Annotated in this window: 17 protein-coding genes and 1 riboswitch; of the genes, 4 read left to right on the top strand and 13 right to left on the bottom strand. The window is 64.0% G+C overall.

Translation table 11 applies throughout. The features are described from left to right. Positions 1-57: 57 nt before the first annotated feature. From ltnD to AC1DUR_RS02600, 9 genes are all read right to left on the bottom strand, one after another. Positions 58-969 (bottom strand): L-threonate dehydrogenase, encoded by a 912-nt coding sequence (ltnD, locus tag AC1DUR_RS02640; RefSeq protein ID WP_477721099.1) that lies wholly within the window; start codon positions 967-969, stop codon positions 58-60. Between the two features lie 42 nt (positions 970-1,011). After that, positions 1,012-2,325, bottom strand: a complete 1,314-nt coding sequence (locus tag AC1DUR_RS02635; protein ID WP_477716688.1) for an MFS transporter — start codon at positions 2,323-2,325, stop codon at positions 1,012-1,014. Positions 2,326-2,465: 140 nt separating this feature from the next. After that, a complete protein-coding gene (locus AC1DUR_RS02630; protein WP_477716689.1) occupies positions 2,466-3,242 on the bottom strand; it encodes a FadR/GntR family transcriptional regulator in 777 nt (258 codons plus the stop codon). 45 nt (positions 3,243-3,287) lie between these two features. Then, a complete protein-coding gene (locus tag AC1DUR_RS02625) occupies positions 3,288-5,264 on the bottom strand; it encodes a SulP family inorganic anion transporter (protein WP_477716690.1) in 1,977 nt (658 codons plus the stop codon). Positions 5,265-5,343: 79 nt separating this feature from the next. After that, entirely contained in the window at positions 5,344-6,714 is a 1,371-nt protein-coding gene (gene chrA, locus AC1DUR_RS02620; RefSeq protein WP_477716691.1) for a chromate efflux transporter, read from the bottom strand. Beyond that, positions 6,711-7,601, bottom strand: a complete 891-nt coding sequence (locus tag AC1DUR_RS02615) for a chromate resistance protein ChrB domain-containing protein (RefSeq protein ID WP_477716692.1) — start codon at positions 7,599-7,601, stop codon at positions 6,711-6,713. Before AC1DUR_RS02615 ends, chrA begins: the two co-directional genes overlap by 4 nt. A 138-nt stretch (positions 7,602-7,739) precedes the next feature. After that, on the bottom strand, positions 7,740-8,348 hold the full coding sequence (gene metW / locus AC1DUR_RS02610) for a methionine biosynthesis protein MetW (protein WP_477716693.1): 609 nt from the start codon (positions 8,346-8,348) through the stop codon (positions 7,740-7,742). Further along, the gene (gene metX, locus AC1DUR_RS02605) at positions 8,345-9,508 is read right to left on the bottom strand and encodes a homoserine O-succinyltransferase MetX (RefSeq protein ID WP_477716694.1); all 1,164 of its coding nucleotides are present in this window, start codon (positions 9,506-9,508) and stop codon (positions 8,345-8,347) included. Before metX ends, metW begins: the two co-directional genes overlap by 4 nt. Positions 9,509-9,760: 252 nt before the next feature. After that, positions 9,761-10,324 (bottom strand): TMEM165/GDT1 family protein, encoded by a 564-nt coding sequence (locus AC1DUR_RS02600; RefSeq protein ID WP_477716695.1) that lies wholly within the window; start codon positions 10,322-10,324, stop codon positions 9,761-9,763. Position 10,325: 1 nt separating this feature from the next. Continuing rightward, positions 10,326-10,529: riboswitch (yybP-ykoY riboswitch) on the bottom strand. A gap of 180 nt (positions 10,530-10,709) precedes the next feature. On the opposite strand from AC1DUR_RS02600, the gene AC1DUR_RS02595 reads away from it, so the two are divergent. From AC1DUR_RS02595 to AC1DUR_RS02580, 4 genes are all read left to right on the top strand, one after another. After that, positions 10,710-11,912, top strand: coding sequence for an ammonium transporter (locus AC1DUR_RS02595; protein ID WP_477716696.1), 1,203 nt, complete (start codon positions 10,710-10,712; stop codon positions 11,910-11,912). A 104-nt stretch (positions 11,913-12,016) separates the two neighbouring features. Then, on the top strand, positions 12,017-12,583 hold the full coding sequence (locus tag AC1DUR_RS02590) for a sigma-70 family RNA polymerase sigma factor (protein WP_477716697.1): 567 nt from the start codon (positions 12,017-12,019) through the stop codon (positions 12,581-12,583). A 39-nt stretch (positions 12,584-12,622) separates the two neighbouring features. After that, positions 12,623-12,874 (top strand): zf-HC2 domain-containing protein, encoded by a 252-nt coding sequence (locus AC1DUR_RS02585; RefSeq protein ID WP_477721098.1) that lies wholly within the window; start codon positions 12,623-12,625, stop codon positions 12,872-12,874. A gap of 692 nt (positions 12,875-13,566) precedes the next feature. Then, on the top strand, positions 13,567-14,025 hold the full coding sequence (locus tag AC1DUR_RS02580; RefSeq protein WP_477716699.1) for an RNA recognition motif domain-containing protein: 459 nt from the start codon (positions 13,567-13,569) through the stop codon (positions 14,023-14,025). Positions 14,026-14,241: 216 nt separating this feature from the next. On the opposite strand, the gene AC1DUR_RS02575 is transcribed toward AC1DUR_RS02580, so the two are convergent. From AC1DUR_RS02575 to AC1DUR_RS02560, 4 genes are read right to left on the bottom strand one after another with little or no spacing between them, the layout of a single operon-like run. Beyond that, on the bottom strand, positions 14,242-15,018 hold the full coding sequence (locus AC1DUR_RS02575; RefSeq protein ID WP_477721097.1) for an SDR family oxidoreductase: 777 nt from the start codon (positions 15,016-15,018) through the stop codon (positions 14,242-14,244). Between the two features lie 56 nt (positions 15,019-15,074). After that, positions 15,075-15,782: an LPS export ABC transporter periplasmic protein LptC gene (gene lptC / locus AC1DUR_RS02570; RefSeq protein WP_477721096.1), complete on the bottom strand. Its 708-nt coding sequence runs from the start codon at positions 15,780-15,782 to the stop codon at positions 15,075-15,077. Beyond that, a complete protein-coding gene (locus AC1DUR_RS02565) occupies positions 15,779-16,399 on the bottom strand; it encodes a KdsC family phosphatase (RefSeq protein ID WP_477721095.1) in 621 nt (206 codons plus the stop codon). Before AC1DUR_RS02565 ends, lptC begins: the two co-directional genes overlap by 4 nt. Continuing rightward, a complete protein-coding gene (locus AC1DUR_RS02560) occupies positions 16,396-17,403 on the bottom strand; it encodes a KpsF/GutQ family sugar-phosphate isomerase (protein ID WP_477721094.1) in 1,008 nt (335 codons plus the stop codon). The genes AC1DUR_RS02565 and AC1DUR_RS02560 overlap by 4 nt, the downstream gene beginning before the upstream one ends. Between the last annotated feature and the right edge of the window lie 236 nt (positions 17,404-17,639).

Genomic DNA, 17,639 nt, shown 5'->3' with positions numbered 1-17,639 from the left:
CTGGGAAAAGGGATGAAAGGGATGAGAGGGAGGTGAGTAAGAGGCCGCCCTGGCGTCTCAGTTAGCCGCCTTGGGCGCTTGGGGCAGTTCGATGCCCGGGAAGATCTTGATCACGGCGCTGTCGTCTTCCTTCGCGAAGCCGGCCGTCGACGCCTGCATGAACATCTGGTGCGCGGTGCTGGACAGTGGCAGCGGAAACTTGCTGGCACGCGCCAGGTCGAGCACCAGTCCCAGGTCCTTGACGAAGATGTCGACCGCCGACAGCGGCGTGTAGTCGGCTGCCAGCACATGGGCCATGCGGTTCTCGAACATCCAGCTGTTGCCGGCACTGTGGGTGATCACCTCGTACAGCGCCGCCGCGTCCACGCCTTCGCGCAGGCCCAGCGCCATGGCTTCGGCGGCGGCCGCGATATGCACGCCGGCCAGCAACTGGTTGATGATCTTGACCTTGCTGCCGGCGCCGGCCTGGTCGCCCAGCTTGTAGACCTTGGCAGCCATGGCGTTGAGGACGGCTTCGCAGCGTTCGTAGGCTTCCGGCCTGGCCGAGGTCATCATCGTCATGTCGCCGCTCGCCGCCTTGGCGGCGCCGCCGGAAATCGGCGCGTCAATGTAGAGCAGGCCGAGTTCCGCCAGCTGCTGCTCCAGCGCGGCCGACCAGCGCGGATCCACCGTGGAGCACATCACGAACACGCTGCCGGGTTTCATGGCAGCCGCGCAACCGGCGACGTCGCCGCTGCCGAACAGCACGCTCTCGGTCTGCGCGGCGTTGACCACTACCGAGATGACGATATCGCACTGGGCGCCGAGCTCCGCCAGCGTGGCGCAGGCCGTCCCGCCGCCCTGCGCAAAGGCCTGGGCCACGTCGGCGCGCACGTCGAAGACCCGCAAGGCATAGCCGGCGCGGCGCAGCGACTGTGCCATGCCACCGCCCATGGCGCCGAGGCCGATCAGGCCGATGATGGGATTCATGTCAATACTCCTTGGGGTGATGCGGGGATGATAGGGTGTGGCTCAGCGATTGACGAGCTCTTTGGGCGTCCACCAGACGGCGATCGCGCCGACCACCAGGGCGCCGGCCAGCACGTACATGCCGACCTGGGTACTGCCGGTGGCGTCCTTGAGGTAGCCGATCAGGTAGGGGCTCACGAAGCCGGCGAGGTTGCCCACCGAGTTGATGACGGCAATGCCGGCAGCTGCGGCCGTGCCCGACAGGAACGCCGTAGGCAGCGACCAGAACAGCGGTGCGCAGGTCAGCACGCCAGCGGCGGCCAGCGAGAGGAAGGTCAGCGACACGGCGGTGTTCTGGGTGTATGAGGCTGCCACGGTGAAGCCGACCGCGCCCATCAGTGCCGGCACGATCAGGTGCCAGCGGCGCTCGCGCCGCTGGTCCGCGCTGCGGCCGAACAGGTTCATCGCAATGATTGCGCAGATGAAGGGAATGGCGCTCAGCAATCCGATGTTCAGATTGCCCTTGACGCCCGTCGCCTTGATCAGCGTTGGCAACCAGAACGTCAACGCGTACTGACCCATCACGAAGGCAAAGTAGATCAGCGACATCCACCAGATGCGGCGGTCCCTGAACACGCCGGCCACCGAATGCGGGCCCTTGCTGCCGTGCTGCTGGTCGAGTTCAATCTCGCGCGCCAGCAGTTTCTTTTCGTCGGCATCCAGCCACTTGGCCTTGGCAATGCCGTTGTCCAGATAGAACAGCACCACCACGCCGATCAGCAAGGCGGGCACGGCCTCGATCAGGAACATCCATTGCCAGCCTTGCAGCGATGAGGCACCGTTGAAGGCATCCATGATCCAGCCCGACAGGGGGTTGCCAAAGATGCCCGCAACCGGAATCGCCGACATGAAGACCGCGATGATTTTGGCGCGCCGGTGTGCCGGATACCAGTAGGTCAGGTACAGGATCACGCCCGGGTAGAAGCCGGCTTCAGCCAGGCCCAGCAGGAAGCGCAAGACATAGAAGGTGGTGGGCGTCTTCACGAACATGAAGCAGGCCGACAGCAGGCCCCAGGTGATCATGATGCGCGCGATCCAGATCCGCGCGCCGACCTTGCTCATGAGCAGGTTGCTTGGCACTTCGAACAGGAAGTAGCCGAGGAAGAAGATGCCGGCACCGAGGCCGAACACGGTTTCGCTGAAGCCCAGCTGTTGCGCCATCTGCAGCTTGGCAAAGCCGACGTTCACGCGGTCGAGGTAGGCGATCACGTAGCAGAGCATGAGGAAGGGCACGAGGCGCCAGAACACTTTGCCATAGGCACGGCGCTCAAGCGGGTCTTGGGCGGGCAGGGCGCCCACCAGGATCGAGGAAGTCATGTAGTGCGTCTCCAGGAATGCGCGACCACACCAACAGGACCGGTCGCTCGGTTGATTTATATGGTTATCATACAACTTTGGGATTTTCTGCCTGCTCGGGGTTTTCCCCAATGAAGGGGTGGCAACGATTTTCGGCCGGTTCAGGCGCCGGGGTGCAGGCCCTTGACCAGCGGATGCGCCAGTTTCACGCCTTCCTCCTGCCAGAAGGCGGGGTCGGCTTGCTCGATGCGCTTGATGGCGTTGTCCATGTGGCGCGCGGCCGATTGCCGGGCTGCGGCCACATCGCCGGCCTCGATCGCCTGCGAGATCTGTTCGTGCTCGTCAGCGACCTGGCGGGCGAAGTCGGCGCGCCGCGCTTCGTTGGCCCGGGTGACGCGCGTGGCCCCCTGCAGGAACTGGCCCAGGTACTCCAGCGTGCCGATGAGGAAGGGATTGCGCGCCGCGTCGGCGATGGCGCGGTGGAACTTGACGTCCTCGCTCACACCGTCGCCGCCGGCCAGCACTGCCTTTTCCAGCGCGGTGATCGACTGGCGGATGCGCTTCACGTCGGCCTGGCTGCGCCGCTGGGCCGCGAGCGCGGCGACTTCGGCCTCCAGCGCGCGCCGCACTTCCACCATCTGGATCACCGCCTGCTTGGACACCGCGAAACGGGCGTCGAAGTTCAGCGGCGAAAAGCCTGCCTCCTTCACGTAGACCCCGCTGCCTTGCCGGGAGTCGACCAGCCCCAGCGACTTCAGGCGCGAAACGGCCTCCCGGACCACCGTGCGGCTGACCGAAAACTGCTCGACCAGCACCGCTTCGGTCGGGAGCTTGTCACCGGCCACGAGGCGGCCCGCGCGAATCTCTGCGGCGAGCGCGTCGGCAACCCGGTCAGAAAGATGCGCACCGGGGGTGATGGACTTGAAGTGGCTGATCATATGTATCGGAATTTATCGTACAACTTTAACGCATCGGCCGGATGTTCAAGCGGCGCCAGCGTTCGTGTCCACATCCATGTCCGGTCCCGGCACGCTCTGACACTCCCAAAAAATACGGGCCGTGCAGCGCCGGCAAATCGCGGGATCGAGCTTGTTGAAAATCGTCGCGATCGCGGTGAATTTGTCGGGAAACTGGTGCTCCGGCCCCAGCAGGCGGGTGAAGCCGGTTTTGCGCCACATGCGGATCACCTCGGGCCGCGGTCGGTGAAAGTACAAATCGCCGCCCATGGCGCGCCGCGCGGCGAGTTCGGCCTCCCATAACTCGGCACCGGCCAGGTCGATGAAGTTCATGCTCTTGCCCATGACCAGCAGATGCTTTTGCGGTTGCGGCTGGCTGCGCAGCGCATGCAGGATGTCGGCCACATGCTGGGTCGCGCCGAAATAGACCTCACCCTCCATCCGCAGCAGCTTGAGCTGCGGGCATTCCGGCAAGAATGTGGCCCCCACGCTTTTCACTTCGTGTAATGCGCTGCCCCCCGGGGGGGCTGGCCTTGCTTGGGGCGGCCCTGCGCTGCGGCCGTTGTCGTCATCCGCTTTCTGCGGCAAAGTCATCTCAGGTTCAAGCCCGGCGTCGGGCGTGTTGTCAATCACCACAAACTGCCGGTCCAGCCCGCGGCTGTCAAAACCCATGGTGCGCATGGCGGGACGCGAGGTGCGGTACAAAAAAGACATCAGCGACAGGATCATGCCCAGCAAAATGGCAATCTCCAGCCGGATGGTGACCGTCGCGACCATGGTGGCCAGTGCCACCGCAAAATCGCTGCGGCTCAAGCTGAACAGCTGGCGCCAGCGCGCAAAGTCCAGCAGGGCGACAGCCACCAGCACCAGCAGGCCGGCCAGTGCAGCCATGGGAATGAGCGCCAGCAGCGGTGCGCTAACCGCGACCAATACGAGCAAGAGCAGTGCAGAAAACACCGAGGCCAGCGGCGTGCGTGCGCCGGCTTGCAGGTTGGGCATGGAGCGGTTCATGGAGCCGCACGATACATAGCACGAGAAGAAGCCGCCGACGATGTTGGACAGCCCCTGGCCGCGAAACTCGCGGTTCGCATCAATGCGCTGGCCCGAGCGCAGCGCCACCGTCTTGGCAATCGAAATCGCCTGGCCCAGAGCCACGATGGTGAGCGCAAATGCCAGGCCGACCAGGTCTGTGGCTTGGGCCCAGCTGATGCGGGGCAGCTCAAAGCGCGGCCATGGCACAGGGATCTGCCCCACCATACGCAGCGCGGAAGATGACGTGGCGCTGCCGACGTTCGGGGAATGGCTCCACAGCCATGCCAGCGCGGTCGCCACCACCAGGCCGATGAGCATGGCGGGCCAGCTGCGCCGCAGCCGGCGCAGCAGCAATGCCACGCCGATGGTGATGGCGCCCACCGCCAGCGCCACCGGCTGGACCAGATATAGCTGCGTGAACACATGCCTGAGCACGGCCGCGGCGCTGTGCTCGGGCGCGGCGGGCAAGCCCAACAGGTCGGGCAACGCATGCACCGCAATCAGCAGCGCCGCACCTGAGGTAAAGCCAAAGAGCGTGGCCGGAGAAATGAAATTGGCCAGCACACCCAGGCGCAGCACGCCAATCAGCCACTGCATGACGCCGACCATCACGGTCACGGCCAGCGCCAGCTGGATGTACTGCGGGCTGAAGGCCATGGCCAGCGGCGAGAGCATGGCAAACAGCGCCAGCGAATTGGCGTTGGTGGGGCCCGACATGACGTGCCAGCTGGAGCCAAACAGCGCGGCGATGATGCAGGGAATGACGGCGGTGTACAGGCCATACTCCGGCGGCAGCCCGGCCAGCGTGGCAAAGGCAATGCCCTGCGGCAGCACCAGCACCGCGCCGAGCAGGCCGGCCATCGCATCGGCGCGCAGCGTGACGGTCGACACCTGCCGCACCCAGTCGCCAAACAGGCGCTCAGCCCTTGTGCGGGTGGGCGCGTCCTGGTGTTTTTCGGTATCTCCTGCCATGGACTTGAGCATAACGCGCCGCGCGCTCACCGGGCACGCCGGCACCCGGGCGCCACCACAGCCGGCGCAGCGCCAGGCCTCAGGCCAGACCGCTCCAGCGCAGCAGCAAGCCGGCCACGGCGCAGGCGCCGATCAACGGAATCACGCCCACCTTGTAGCGCAGCAGCGCCACCCCGGCCGCAACCATGATGAGCAGCGAAGGCCACGCCACATTGGACGGGAAACCGGCCGCAGCCTCCTTGTTGAAAGCGATATGCACTATAAAAAACAGGGCAAGACTGGCAATGACTCCGACCACCGCGGCGGTGATGGCCGCCAGCGGCGCGGTGAACTGCAGCTTGCCATGGGTGGACTCCACCAGCGGCCCGCCCGCCAGGATGAAGATGAAGGACGGCAGGAAGGTGAACCAGGTGACCAGCGTCGCCGCCAGTGCGGCGCCCAGGAACAGCGCGTCCGGACCGAGCACCTGCCGGGTCCAGCCGCCGACAAAGCCGACAAAGGCCACCACCATGATCAGCGGCCCCGGCGTGGTTTCGCCGAGCGCCAGCCCGTCGATCATTTGCGGACCGGTGAGCCAGCCGAACTGCTCCACCGCGCCTTGATAGACATAGGGCAGCACCGCGTAGGCGCCGCCAAAAGTCAGCAGCGCGGCCTTGGTGAAAAACCAGCTCATCTGGGTCAGCGCGCCGCCCCAGCCCTGCCAGGCCATCAGCGCGCCCATGGGCAGCAGCCAGAGCACGGCCCCTGTTGCCAGCACCGTCGCCAGCCGCGATGTCTTGAAGCGCGCATGCTCGGGCGTCGGTGTGTCGTCGTCGATCAGGGCCGGACCCTGCGCCACGACAGCTGCCCCGTGCCCGCCGCCGCCAGCAAACTGTCCCGGCGCGAATTTCGCGCACAGCCAGCCGGTCAGCGCCGCGCTCAGCACCACCCACGGGAAGGGTACATGCAGAACTGCAATGGCCACGAAACTGAGGACAGCCACCGCCCACGGAACCGGGGCTTTCGCCGGGCTTTTCAGCGATTTGCTGCCGATGCGGTGAACCGCCTGCACCACGATGGCCGCCACAGCCGGCTTGATGCCATAGAAGATGGCGGCGACCACCGGCACGTCGCCAAAGGCGACGTAAATCCAGCTCAGCGCCACCAGGATGAACAGCGAGGGCAGCACGAACAGCGCACCGGCGACCACACCACCCCATGTCCGGTGCATCAGCCAGCCGATGTAGGTTGCCAGCTGCTGCGCCTCGGGCCCGGGCAGCAGCATGCAGTAGTTCAAGGCATGCAGGAAGCGCTTTTCCGAGATCCAGCGTTGTTGTTCCACCAGCTCGCGGTGCATGATGGCAATTTGCCCGGCCGGCCCGCCGAAGCTGATGAAGCCCAGCTTGAGCCAGAACCTGAAGGCCTGCGCAAAGCTCACTGCGGCGGGAAGGGACGTTGCAATGTGGCTCATGCGGTGGTCGCTTTCACGATCATGGTTTCGGGTTTCCAGCTGTGCGTCTCGGCTTGCGCACTGCGGCACCAGGCATACAACGCGTCATACAGCGGCAGGGCGGCTTCCAGCATGCCGGCGTCGCTGGTGGCGTGCAGTTGCGACAGCCCCAGCGAGAAGGCCAGCAGACCCGCCGACTGCGGTGCGAGTTCAAGGCGGTCGGTGTCGGCGCCGCGCACGATGCGGGCGAGTATTTCAAGCGCCGGATCGCCCAACTCAAAGGCGCGCAGCAGGGTGTCGAAGCTGCACAGCTCACCCTCGTGCGAGACCGGCGCGCCGGGAATGTCGTAAGCCACGGCGCCCAGGCGTGCCGCCTCGTCAAACACCCGGGCCGTGGGCACATAGAAGAACTCCGCCCGTGCGTCGATAAAGCGGCGAATCAGCCAGGGGCAGGCGATGCGGTCAATCTTGGGGCGTTCCCGCGTGATCCAGCGCGAAGCCTGCTCGCTGCCGCCGCCTACGCCCCAATCGGGCCGCTTGAGCATGGTCAGGGGGCGATGCGCGCGCCACTGCGCGATGTCTTGCGGTGAGTCGACGCCGTCTTCGCCGCCCTCGATGCCGCCGGCCAGCGCGTGCGCGTTCCAGCCCGCGGCACGCAGCGTGGCCACGGCATCGGCACTCACGTCGTGGCCATAAACACAGTAAACCACCACGTCGCCGTGACCCGATGCAGCGCGCTGCGACGTGGCGAAGGCCGCCACGTCTTCAGGCGCGCAGCGCCTCGCGCCGACGAGCAGGTATCGGCTTTCAAAAAATTTGTTTTCGCGCCGCACGTCGAGCAGCAGCGGTGCATCGGCACGGCCCATGCGGGCGGCCAGTTCCTGTGGGGAAATGAAAGAGGTGTCCACGAAAAATACTCCAAGTCAGTTACCAGCGCTTGGACGGGACACCGTCTATCTGTGAAGAGTCGGGAGGCTGAAATCCCGATGGCTAAATGGTAGCACCACCGACTGCGATGCGCCAGCCTGCCGCGCGCACCGGGGCCGTCAGGCGCGGCGGAACTTGAAGACCGCGCGGCTGGCCCGGGCATTGGGCCAGAAACGGACTTCCCGGCCATCCTGCAGGCCAAACTGGTCGAGGATCTCCAGCCGGTTTTGCAACGCCAGCGCTTCAAAATCCTGCAGCGTGCCGACACGGATGTTGGGGGTGTCGTACCACTGGTAGGGCAGCACCTTGGTGACCGGCATGCGGCCGCGCAGCACCGCCAGGCGGTTCGGCCAATGGCCGAAGTTCGGGAAAGCGACGATGCCGATGCGGCCCACGCGGGCAGTTTCGCGCAGCATGATTTCAGCATTGCGCAAGTGCTGCAGCGTGTCGATCTGCAGCACCACGTCAAACGAGCCGTCGCCAAACATCGCGAGGCCTTCCTCCAGGTTCAGCTGGATCACGTTCACACCGCGTGCCACGCAGGCCTGCACATTGGCGTCGTTGATCTCGACGCCGTAGCCCGAGCAGCCGCGCTCGCGGATCAGGTGGGCCAGCAGCTCGCCGGTGCCGCACCCGAGGTCGAGCACGCGCGAGCCATGCGGCACCAGCCGGGCAATCGACAGCAGAGCCGCCGAGGGCTCCACATTGAGTTCGACAGGCAGGTTCATACGGCCACCTTGCTCTGAAAGTAGGAGCGCACCACACCCAGATAGCGCTCGTCCTCCAGCAAAAACGCATCATGCCCGTGCGGCGCATCGATTTCGGCATAACTCACGTCGCGCTGGTTGTCGAGCAGGGCCTTGACGATTTCACGGCTGCGCGCCGGTGAAAAGCGCCAGTCGGTGGTGAAGCTCACCATCAGGAATTTTGCCGTGACGCCGGCCAGCGCCAGGGTGAGGTTGCCGCCAGATGCCTTGGCCGGGTCAAAGTAGTCGAGCGCGCGGGTAATCAGCAGATAGGTGTTGGCGTCGAAATACTCGCTGAACTTGTCGCCCTGGTAGCGCAGGTAGCTTTCGATCTGAAACTCGACATCCTGGGTGGAAAACCGGTACCCGCTGGCGTGGCTGCCGATGGCGTCGCGGAGCTTGCGGCCAAACTTCTCGTTCATCACATCGTCGCTCAGGTAGGTGATGTGGCCAATCATGCGGGCAATGCGCAGGCCGCGCTGGGGCAGCACGCCATGGCGGTAAAAATGGCCGCCATGAAAGTCGGGGTCGGTGACGATGGCGCGTCGCGCCACCTCGTTGAAGGCGATGTTCTCGGCTGTCAGGTTGGGCGCGCTGGCCACCACCACCGCATGGCGCACGCGCTCGGGGTATTGCAGCGTCCAGCTCAGGGCCTGCATGCCGCCCAGGCTGCCTCCCATGACGGCCGCCAGCGTCTGGATGCCCAGCGCGTCGAGCAGCCTGGCCTGCGCGTGGACCCAGTCCTCCACCGTGACCACCGGGAAGTCGGCGCCATAGATTTCATTCGTGTCCGGATTGACCTGCATGGGGCCGGTGGAGCCGAAACAGGAACCCAGGTTGTTGACGCCGATGACAAAAAACTGATTGGTGTCTACCGGCTTGCCCGGGCCGATCATGGTGTCCCACCAGCCTTCGGACTTGCCTTTGATGCGCCCGGTCTCGTCGAGGTAGACGCCGGCCACATGGTGGGAGGCATTCAGCGCGTGGCAGATCAGCACCGCATTGGATTTGTCGGCATTGAGCTCGCCATAGGTTTCATAGCTCAGGTCATAGGCGCGGATCGACGCGCCGCTTTGCAGCGGCAGGGCGTCCGCAAAGTGCATGGACTTTGGCGTGGCAACAAGGACTGAAGCAGAAGACACAGAAGACACGATAGAAAGGCCCGTGATCGAAACAAGACTGGATTTACTGGACTGGACTGGAAAGTGAAACGGCAAAAAGAAAACCCGGCATCGCTAAGGGCGAGTCCGGGTTCATGGATGTTCGTCTTTAGCGGTACTTTTTAAGCGCCCGCAAGCTGAGCAAATCGGCGCTGCGGCAAGTATAGCAAGGCTGAAGCGGCGCCCCGCAGGTCGCCTTGCGCCCTGACCGGTGTGCCTGTCGGGCACCGGCGTTCAGGCGGGTATCAGCAGCGCGATGGCACCCAGCACCGCAAAAATCACCGCCGACACGAGATGAACCACGCGCAGCGGCACCAGGCGGGTGACACGCTCGCCCAGCCACACCACGGGAGCGTTGGCCAGCATCATGCCCAGGGTGGTGCCGGCCACCACGCCCAGGTACATGTCGTAGCGGGCGGCCAGCATTACCGTGGCGATCTGGGTTTTGTCGCCCATCTCCGCCAGGAAAAATACGAGGACGGTGGTGCCGAACACGCCAAGGCTCGGCGACTGGCCGCCGGCGTCGTCCTCGAGCTTGTCCGGAATCAGCATCCAGGCCGCCATGGCCAGGAAAGACGCCCCCAGAATCCAGCGCAAGGCCTGGGGGCTGATCATCGTGGTGACCCAGGCGCCCAGCGCGCCCGCCATGGCGTGGTTGGCGATGGTGGCGACCAGAATGCCCAGGACGATGGGCCAGGGTTTGCTGAACCGGGCGGCCAGCAGCAGGGCGAGCAGCTGGGTTTTGTCGCCCATTTCGGCGAGGGCGACGATGCCGGTGGAGATGAGGAAGGCTTCCATGAATGACTCCGGCCGGTACAAAACCCATGACTGCACGGCGACCCCCGGCCTATAACTTTTTCAAGCTATGGAGGCTGTGCAGTCAAAGGTCTCGCCAAGTCCGAAAACCGTTTGCGCCATGCCGGCCCTGTTGCAAGGCCAGACAAGTCTGTTGACGCAAACCCCTCTCACTCAAGGAAGGAGGCTACTCCCCAATGACAGCCTGCATTCTACCAAGCCCTCCGCGACCGGGCAGCGAAGGCGCATGAACCCATACGGCGGCGTTCCGATGCACCAACGCACATTTATGGCGCATTTCTTGCTTGTATTTGGTGCGATTTCGGGATTTTCCTGAGATACGCACCAAAACAGCACTAAAACACCCCATTTCACCCAAGAGGAACTTATGGAAGCACTAAAACAGGGCTCGGATGCCCTGTTCATTCTGCTCGGCGGCATCATGGTGCTCGCCATGCATGCCGGTTTTGCCTTTCTGGAGCTGGGCACCGTCCGCAAAAAGAACCAGGTCAATGCACTCGTCAAGATCCTGGTCGACTTCTCGGTGTCGACCGTGGTCTATTTCGTGGTGGGCTACGGCGTCGCGTATGGCACGCATTTTTTTGTCGGCGCGGAACAACTTGCCGCTAAAAACGGCTATGAGCTGGTCAAGTTCTTCTTTCTGCTGACATTTGCGGCCGCCATCCCGGCGATTATTTCGGGCGGCATCGCCGAACGCGCACGCTTTTACCCACAACTGATCGCAACGGCCGTCATCGTGGGCTTGGTCTATCCGTTCTTCGAAGGCATCGCCTGGAACCAGCATTTTGGCGTGCAGGCCTGGATCAAGTCGTTCACCGGCGCGGAGTTTCACGATTTCGCCGGTTCCATCGTGGTCCATGCGGTGGGCGGCTGGCTGGCACTGCCCGCCGTGATTCTGCTCGGCGCACGCAGCAACCGCTACCGCAAGGACGGCGCGGTCTCGGCTCACCCGCCTTCCAATATTCCGTTTCTGGCGCTGGGCGCCTGGATCCTGACGGTCGGCTGGTTCGGTTTCAACGTGATGAGCGCGCAGACCATCGACAGGATTTCCGGCCTGGTGGCCGTGAACTCCCTGATGGCCATGGTGGGCGGCACCCTGGCCGCACTGGTGTTCGGCAAGAACGACCCAGGCTTTGTGCACAACGGGCCGCTGGCCGGGCTGGTGGCGGTGTGCGCCGGCTCCGACCTGATGCATCCGCTGGGCGCGCTGGTGGTGGGCGGTGTGGCTGGCGCTGTGTTTGTGGTGATGTTCACGCTGACGCAAAACAAATGGAAAATTGACGACGTGCTCGGCGTCTGGCCGCTGCATGGCCTGTGTGGCGCGTGGGGCGGAATCGCAGCCGGCATTTTTGGCAGCCAGGCACTGGGTGGCTTGGGCGGGGTGAGCCTGGGCGCGCAATTGATCGGCAGCGCCATGGGCGTGGCGTGGGCGCTGCTGGCAGGCTTTATCGTGTATGGCGCGCTCAAGGCTTCGCTCGGGCTGCGGCTGAGCCAGGAAGAGGAGTTTGAAGGCGCCGACCTGTCGGTTCACCGCATCGGCGCCACGCCTGACCGGGAAGTCAACTGGTAATTGTGGTTGCGGCCGGCAATCCCCCGCCTGCGCAGGCGGGGGGTGTCCGCCACCAATTGCAGCGTGGCGCACACAAACAGCCCCGCTGCCGCTAGACTGCCCCCATGCCGACTTTTGAAGAACAGCTGGTTGAACACCGCGTCTACCTGCTCCGCTTTGCGCGCCTTCAGCTGCGCAATGACGACTGGGCTGAAGATGCGGTATCGGAAACATTGCTGGCCGCACTGTCCAGGCCGCAGAGTTTCGGCAATCGCTCGCAGCTCAAGACCTGGCTGGTCGGCATCCTCAAGCACAAGGTCATCGACCTGATTCGCAGCAACGCACGGCTGGTGGCCCTGCCGGATGCGCAGGTTGACGAGGAGGGCGACGAGCTTGATCGTCTGGCATTCAAGGCCGACGGCCACTTTGCCGAGATGCCCAATGATTGGGGAGACCCCCACCAGACCTTGCAGCAAGTGCAATTCTTCGAAATTCTGGATGCCTGCATGGAGCGCTTGCCGCCGGCGCTGGGCCGGCTGTTCCTGATGCGTGAATGGCTGCAGCTTTCTTCACAGGAAGTCTGTAAGGAGCTGTCTCTCACGCCGACCAACCTGTATGTCCAGTTGCATCGGGCCCGGCTGCGCCTGCAGGAATGCCTGAATATCCACTGGTTTGGCAAGCACAGCGCCTGAACATTCAAGCATTTAACCTAACCCTAACGGCTTTTTGGCGTGAAACCGAATATCACTTTGCTAAGACGCACCTGCCGGCAGGCTGCTGCGCTGCTGATCGCGCGAGAAGACCATGTCCTCAGCATGCCCGACCACGTCGCGCTGAAATTGCATCTGCTGGCCTGCAAAGCCTGTCCCAAATTCGAGAACCAGATCCTGACCACGCGCGCCGCCATGCGCCGCTGGCGCAACTACACCAGCGATGCGGAACGGGCGGCCGACAAGACTTCAGCCGATCCGTCACCCGACTAAAACCATCATGGTCATCGCAGCGGGGGTGGGCACGCCTGGGACTGCCCCGTCCAGATCCGGCGCCAGCCTGGCTCACTGGCCACTGACCCTGCAAATTTATGTAACTATTTACCTGTCTGGTGCAAGGTTTGTTTGTCCTGCACCCATGCCGGCAATGGCGTTTGCGGCGCTTCAGCAGCCAGTCGCCCTCCTGCATGTCCACATGCCTGGCGAGCCCGCGGCGGGATATTCTGGGGCAGGGGTCGCACCGAAGGCTTTGTGGTGTGTAGGCGCTAACTCTTCTGAAACATTAGCTGCAGCTTTGATTTAATTCCTGCATCAGCAACCGCTTCAATTTGTCCGTCCAGCGGTTTTCAGCCGTTTTCCCTGCGTTTTCAACCCGCCAACATTGACCCCGGCTGGCCAGGTGGCGACCATCAGGCGCTGCGGATATGCCGTGCAGCGTCTCCCATGAGGCCCGCGAAATCGTCAAAGCCAGTGTTCATGCGGGCTTTCACTACCCCGGGTAATCACGATAGCTGGTTGTATTTTGAATAAGTGAAGCATAATATGCGGGTGTAAATGCCAGCAATGCCGGTATTACACACGTTAGGTGATCGGTCAGTTTCGCGCGCTACAGCGGTACGTATCAAGATTTGTTGTGCTTTCGGGACCCCATCGCTTTTGTTTTTGTGTTTTAGAGGAGTCCCTTCATGGGCAACAAACTATACGTCGGCAACCTGCCTTACTCGGTGCGTGACGAAGACCTGCAACAATCTTTTGGCCAATTCGGCTCTGTTACCAGCGCTAAAGTCATGATGGAACGCGACACCGGTCGCTCCAAAGGCTTTGGCTTTGTCGAAATGGGCAGCGATGCAGAAGCCCAGGCGGCGATCAACGGCATGAACGGTCAGCCTCTGGGTGGCCGCAGCGTCGTTGTGAACGAAGCACGTCCAATGGAAGCACGTCCTCCACGTAGCGGCGGCTTCGGCGGCGGCTCTGGTGGTGGCGGCTACGGCGGCGGCGGCGGTGGTGGTGGCGGCTACGGTGGTGGCGGCGGCGGCCGTTCCGGTGGCGGCGGTAGCGACGGCGGTTTCCGCAGTCCTTACGGCGGCGGCGGTAGCGGCGGTGGCCGTTCCGGCGGCGGCGGCGGTGGACGCGGCGGCTACTAAGCCCTGTACCCCATAGCTGGCTAATGCGCCAGCGCATCCCCGGTCATCATCGGGGATGACCCTGAAAAGGCTTCAAGACTTCGGTTTTGAAGCCTTTTTGCTTTGTAACCTGCTTAAACAGTGCACAAGCCGCTACTCTTTTTATAGCTGCCGCGCAGCAAAAAGGGCAGTGTGCCGCACCAGCCGCAGGCCGGCAGCGTCGTCCGGCAAGCTGAATCAGCCCAGGCTCTGCCGATGCTTGCGCGGCCGCCCGGCCAGGGCCTTGTCAAATACCACGTTGGGCAGTACACGCAGCAACTTGGCCACCACGCCCATTTGCCACGGAATCACGCGGTAGCTGCGGCCGGCCTGGATGGTGGCGAAAGCCTTGTCGGCGAACACCTCGGCCTTCATCAGAAAGGGCATGCCATAACGGTTTTGCCGTGTCAGCGGCGTGTCGATGTACCCCGGGGAAATCGTCACCACCTTGACGCCGCTGGGCCGGAGTTCGCCGCGCAGGCTTTCACAGTAGCCAATGACCGCCGCCTTGCTGGCGCAGTAAGCGCCGTGGCCCGGCAGGCCGCGTATGCCGGACACGCTGGCAATACCCACCAGTGCGCCGCTACCGCGCGCCACCATGGGCGCGACAAAGGGATGAAAAGTGGCGGCCATGCCGACATTGTTGGTGGCAAAGGTCTGCGCCATGACATCAAGATCCATGCGCTCGGCGGTGTCCATGCCAATGCTGACGCCGGCATTGGCAATCACGACATCCGGCACGCCCTGCGCCGCGATGCAGGCCGTCCCCGCCGCCACAATGCTGTCGATGGAGGACACATCGGCGCTGTAAATTTGATAGCGGTCGGCACCGATTGCATGCGTCTCAGCCCATGACTGGACTTCCGCGGTGCGGCGCGCTGCAAGTGCCAGCCGGTAGCCCGCCGCGTAAAACCGCAGGGCCAGCGCCTGGCCGATGCCGCTGGAAGCGCCGGTGATGAACACGAGTCTGGACATGCTGGGCTCCGGCAGGCGTTGAGATGCGGGCGGGCCGAGGCGCGATGTGGCTGCGCTCAGCGAGCAGAAGGACCCGCGCCTGCGGCACTGGCGGCAGACCGTGGCACCAGCACCCCGCGGACGCGCCCCTTGAGGTCGGCGACCTGGTCGAGGTTGTCGTAGGCAAAGTTGTCGCCGGTGAACTGGTCGGTGCCACGGATCAGGACCACCGGCTTGTGCGACTTGACGCGCTCCTCGTTCAAAAACGCATGGAGAAATTCACCCCGAAACTCCAGCCGTGGCGTCTGCTTGCCGCTCGCATCCTGGCTGGCCTCGCGCACCACCCGCGCATTGCCCGTCAACTGGACTTCCGAGCCGTCGCCGTTGCTGTAAGCACGATTGGCCGTGGCCGTGGTGAGGTGTCCCTCGGCATTGATGCTGCGAATGCGGGCCTGGTCGATTTCCAGGATGTCGGTGTCCGGGAAATGCCGGGCCTCGACACCGTAAATTTCACTTTTGAGCTTGCCGCCTTCGTCAAAGTTCTTGACGGTGAACTTGTGCATGAAGTAATCCACGTCGTGGCTCACCTCCCTGGCCTGCTCGGGGGCGCTGAAGCTCGGTGTGTTGCGCACCAGCCAGTAGGTGCCCAGGGCCAGCGCGCCCATCATCAGCAGCGGCATGTAAATGGCGATGCTGTCCCACAGGCGGTAGGCCATGCGCCACGACCGCCTCAGCTGGTACAGCGCGCCGCTTCGCCCGCGGACTGAGCCGGTCGCCGTGGTCATTGTGTGTAGGCCTGCAGCAGACCGGCATAGCGGCCACTGGCAACGAGCAGCAGGTCGCACAACTCGCGTGCCGCACCATGGCCTCCGCAGGCTTGCGTGACATGGTGGGCCTGCGCCCTGACCTCCACGTGTGCATTCGCCGGCGCGCAGCTCAGCGCCGCGCGGCGCATCACGGGCAGGTCGGGCCAGTCATCGCCCATGGCGGCCGCAGCAGCCCAGTCCAGACCCAGGGCCTGCAGCGTGATCTCGGCGGCGGGGCGTTTGTCTTCGGTGCCAAAGTGCGCGTGGGTGATGCCCAGGGCCTGCAGCCGGGTGCGCAGCACGGGGCTGTCGCGGCCCGTGATCACCGCAGGGGTGATGCCAGCCTTTTGCAGCAGCTTCAAGCCCAGGCCATCCAGAATGTTGAAGCGCTTGAGGGTTTCACCGTCCTCGGACAGGTAGAGGCCACCGTCCGTCAGCACTCCGTCCACGTCGAAGAAGGCGACGCGTATGCCCTGGCCCTTCAACAACAGCTCCGGTGCGAAATTCAGGGCCGGGGCGCTGTTGCTGCGCGTCCCGGGGGACGGCGCGGCGGACGCAGCAGACGCAGTGGCAGGCGTGGCAGGCACGGAGGTCATATGACTTTGGCTCGCATCAGGTCGTTGGTGTTGAGGGCGCCACACAACACGCCACCGTCGTCAACCACCAGCACGCTGGTGATGCGGAATTGCTCCATCAGCTCCACCGCTTCCACGGCCAGGGCATCCGGCCGCACGGTGCGCGGATTGGCATGCATCACGTCGCCGGCCCGGCTGCTGCGCAGGTCCACGCCTTTTTCAACGAGGCGGCGCAAATCACCGTCGGTGAAGATGCCCAGCACGCGCTGCTGGTCGTCCACCACAGCAGAAGCGCCCAGCCCCTTGGCGCTCATTTCGCGCATGAGCTCGGTAAAGCTGGTGTCGGGACCCACTCGCGGAACGTCGTCGCCGCTGCGCATGACATCACTCACATGGGTGAGCAGCTTGCGGCCCAGCGAGCCACCGGGGTGGGAGCGGGCAAAGTCTTCTTCCCTGAAGCCCCGCGCATCCAGCAGCGCCACGGCCAGCGCATCGCCAAGCGCGAGCTGGGCCGTGGTGCTGGCGGTAGGCGCCAGGTTCAAGGGGCAGGCTTCCTGCTCCACGCTGCTGTCCAGCGTGACGCGCGCCTGTTTGGCCAATGCAGACTGCAGGCCACCGGTGATGGCCACCAGCGGCACACCCTGGCGGCTCAGCACCGGCAGGATGGACGTGAGCTCTTCGCTCTCGCCGCTGTTGGAAATGGCCAGCACCACGTCCAGGCCCGTGATCATGCCGAGATCGCCATGGCTGGCCTCGGCCGGGTGCACAAACATGGCGGGAGTTCCGGTGGAGGCCAGCGTCGCGGCAATCTTGCGCCCGATGTGGCCGCTTTTGCCCATGCCCATCACCACCACACGGCCGCGGCAGGTCAGCATCAGCTCCACCGCCCGGGAAAATTCGGGGCCCACGCGGCTGGCCAGCCCCTGCACGGCCGCCGCCTCTATCTCAAAGGTCTTGCGGGCCAGGGCAAGGGCCTGGTCGGCATCAAAGTTCGCGGGGTCTAAGCTGGAGGGTAGGGATACCATCTCTCGATGATATCCCCCCCATCGAACCGAGCTTGCGACTTTCACCGCACACGGCTCACGTACGACCACTGACTACACAGCTTCAACAGGTTGCATAACCTTCGACTGCTTCGCCAGATTAAAGTCCCCCGTACCGGGGACCGGCTTGATAACCTTCAAACCTAGGGCGTGGACACGCCTGTGACAGATCGGATGTAACAGCACCCGATTGGAAAGAGCATCACTCAGCATCACTC

Source organism: Polaromonas sp. P4_F4 (assembly GCF_056401355.1).
This window is presented reverse-complemented; position numbering and strand designations above follow the sequence as displayed.